The following is a 3413-nucleotide window of genomic DNA, read 5'->3' on the forward strand; positions in this document are numbered from 1 at the left end:
GTCCCTAGTCCGATCAGGGCGCAGGAAACCGGATAAGTAAGAACCCCTTTAATCAGTGTCTTTACAGGGAAAAAGGAAGGCAGAATCCCGGCGGCGTAAACTTTATTAACCAGAAATCCCTTTTGCCTGAAAAGCGGCTCACTTTCGATGCGGTCCAGCATGCCGCGTTCCAGAATGTTACCGCTTCCCTGCAGCACATCGATCCGGTCATCCTTTGCTCCTCTTAAAAGGATGTCGTAGTAATGGGAGGCAATGCCTGTGAAGCGAATTTTCCCCTCGGCCTTCAGTTCAGCCAGAGCATCGGCGGCGCCGTACCGGCCAAAGACCTGATCTTCGTGATCTGGATCCACCTGATGGGAAAAATAGATGTCCGGTATGGTTCCCAGGTTCTTAGTCGATTCAAGAACTGCCTGATACATCTCATTACCGGTATAGAACCGGGCTTTATCAGAGATGACGATCTTATCGCGGCCGATTTTTTTCGCAAATGCTCCCAGTTTCAGTTCGGCGTCTCCATATTCCGGGACAATGGCCGTATCGTACAAATTGCATCCGAGTCTCCAGGCGTGCTCCATGACGGCGACAGCCCCTTCTGTATCAGGGCTGTAATAGCCTGGAAGAACCGGAACATTGCCGCTTAATATGGGAATGGTTCCAAATCCGATCTCCGATACACGCAGACCGGTTGTTCCGAGATCTCTATATTTCATGGCATCTCCCTTTCTGACTCATGATTACGGCACCAGGCAAACGCCCTTTCCCCAATCTGTTCGATCCCCTCCGGCAGCGTGATATCCGTCAGGTTATAGCAGAAGGCGAATGCCTCTTTCCCAATTCTCTTCAGTGTAGACGGGAGCACCACCCGTTTCAGCTCATGGCACCGGTAAAAGGTTCCAGGAAGAATCTCCTCAATGCCTTCCGGCAAAATGATTTCCTCCAGTGAGGTGCAGTTTTCAAATGCGCGCTCTCCCAGAGACCGGAGCATGGGCAGCTCTTCGATCCGTTTCAAACGGACGCAGCCGGAAAAAGCCATGCGGCCGATACGGGTGAGGCGGGAGGTGCCTCTCACCGTTTCCAGCCATTTACACTGTTCAAATGCGCACTCACCGACTGCTGCGGCAGAGTCTGGCAGCGTGATGCTGGTGAGAAGGTTGCTGTCCTTTAACGCACCGCGCCCGATCTCCGTGATTCCCTCCGGCAGAGTTAAGCGGCTTATATTCCCCGTACATTCCAGCAGCAGTCCCGTTCCGTCTGTCTTAAAGCAGTTACAGCAGTCCTCGAAAATCTGTCTTACCATGGACGGAAGCTCCTGATCCAGCGAAGGAAGGCCCTCCAAGCAGTACTCTCTCCCATCGGCTGTAACAATGCGTTTCAGCCGGATACAGTTTCGAAACGCATGTATCTCCACCACTGTCCGGGAGGAAGAAAATCTGATTCCGGTTAAATCGATGCAGTTGGCGAAGGCCCACCCCGAAATCCGTTTGACGAAAGGGCTGATTACCACGTCGCCGGAGCAGGCGGCCGCGTCAATGATTATATTTTTAACGGTAACAGGATCTGTTCCGTTGACGGCGCGCTGCTGTTCCAGCCAGGGGGTCTTGTCGAATGCCCGCGGACCGATATACTCCACGGAATCAGGGATTGAGACTGCCTCAAGCCGTGCCTGATCCTTAAACACCTCTTCCCCGATGGTTTTCACGCCTTCGGGTATGGCCACAAAACGGCCGCAGTTCCTGTATTCGGTTAATGCGAACTCCTCATCGATGGTAAAACAGCTCAAGGCACTTCCATAGATGCGCCTGACGGCCTCCGGCAGCTTCCGGTCAAACAGAGTCTCATATCCCGTAAGGTGATACACTGTGTTCTCCAGAATAACCCTGCGCATGGCGGTACAACCGGAAAATGCATAGCTGGCCGGAAAATCCATGTTCTGGCCGTCACGCAGTAGGATTTCCTCCAGATATCCACAGTCCTCAAAGCTGTGATCGGACAAGGCGGACAACGTGGGAAGCTGCATGCTTTTTAATGCGTCACAGCGCTCAAAAGCCCGAGTACCGATCCGTTCGGCCAGAGGAAAGTGCACCGTCTCCAGACTTTTGCAGCAGCTGAAGGCTTCTCTCCCCATGCGGCGGAGGTTTTCCATGCGGCATATTTTTAAAGCCGAACAGCCACAGAACGCGCCGTCCTCCAGGAGAACCGTCTCCTCTAACGTGACCGATTCAAGGCTTTGACACCATGCAAATGCTCTGGCGCCGATTTCTGCAATCCGGCAGGAGAAAGCGGACAGGGAGATACATTTTTCGAAGGCGGAACTGCCCATCTCCTCAAGGGGGGCTGAGACATGAACCGACTTTAAATTCCGGCATCCTGCAAAGGAAGAGCTGCCAATTCTTTTTAAGCTTACTGGAAAATGGAGCGACCGGAGGCGGTCATTTCCGGCAAAGGCGTAGTCCGCGATCCCGGCAACGCCTTCCGGAATGGTTACGTCACCACTTAAGCCTGAGCCGTCAATCAGAATACCGGAGACGACGGCGGCTCCGGGAAGCGGACCGTTTCCCATCCGCTTCTGCTCCTCCAGAAACGGCGTACCGGAAAATGCCGAGTCTCCGATCTGAAGAAATCCCCCCTCAATCCTTCTTAACTTTTCACAACCGGAAAACGCACTGGTTCCCACTACAGTACAGCGTTCCAGAGAAGGAACCTCTGTCAGTTCCCGGCAGTTTAAAAATGCGCGGGCCGACACCGAAGTCAGCTGACCGTCAGGCTGTGCCGCTGAAACCGTCTGTAAGGCCGTGCAGCGGGCGAAAACGCCTTCCTCGAGGATTTTAACGCCAGGAGGGAGAAGTACCTCTGTGAGCCCGGTACAGCCGCAAAACGCATATGGTCCAATCTGCGACAGAGCCTTCGGCAGGGTGATGGAGGTGAGCTCCGTGTTCCCGTAAAAAGCGCCTCCCGCAATGGCCCGAACCTCATCTCCCAGAACGACGCTGCCGGAGAATCCGCTGCCGTCCAACAATATGTGACGGACCGTTTTATCTGCTGGAAGCTCCTTTAGAAAGCGGCTGCCTTCAAATGCGTGTTTTCCAATGGATTCAACCGAATCCGGCAGTATGACGGCGGCGAGCTTCTCACACTGGAATGCAAATTTATCACCGACATACCGTACCCCGTCTTCAAATGTGAGCCGTCTCATCTTCCCGCACTGGGAAAATACGTCTGTTCCGCAGGAAACCGGATTACAGAATACCTGGGCATTTCGAATCCCGGAATGGGTAAAAACGTTGCGCCCGATCACTTTCAGGGAAGACGGCAGCACGATATCCCGCAGGGAGAGGCAGCGGTAAAATGCCATGTCGCCCAGAACGGTCACTGTCTCCGGCAGCAAAATGTCTTTTAATTTCTCACATCCATAG

At 53.6% G+C, this 3413-nt stretch carries 2 protein-coding genes; both read right to left on the reverse strand.

Features of this window, described 5'->3' with window-relative positions:
* Window positions 1–710 (reverse strand): aldo/keto reductase (locus ACLTD4_RS33420; protein ID WP_412331958.1); only part of this gene is annotated, 710 nt, incomplete at its 3' end.
* On the reverse strand, window positions 707–3413 hold a 2707-nt coding region (locus ACLTD4_RS33425; protein WP_412331959.1), incomplete at its 5' end, for a leucine-rich repeat domain-containing protein. The genes ACLTD4_RS33425 and ACLTD4_RS33420, both read right to left, overlap by 4 nt.

The sequence above is a fragment of the Hungatella sp. genome, assembly GCF_046966825.1.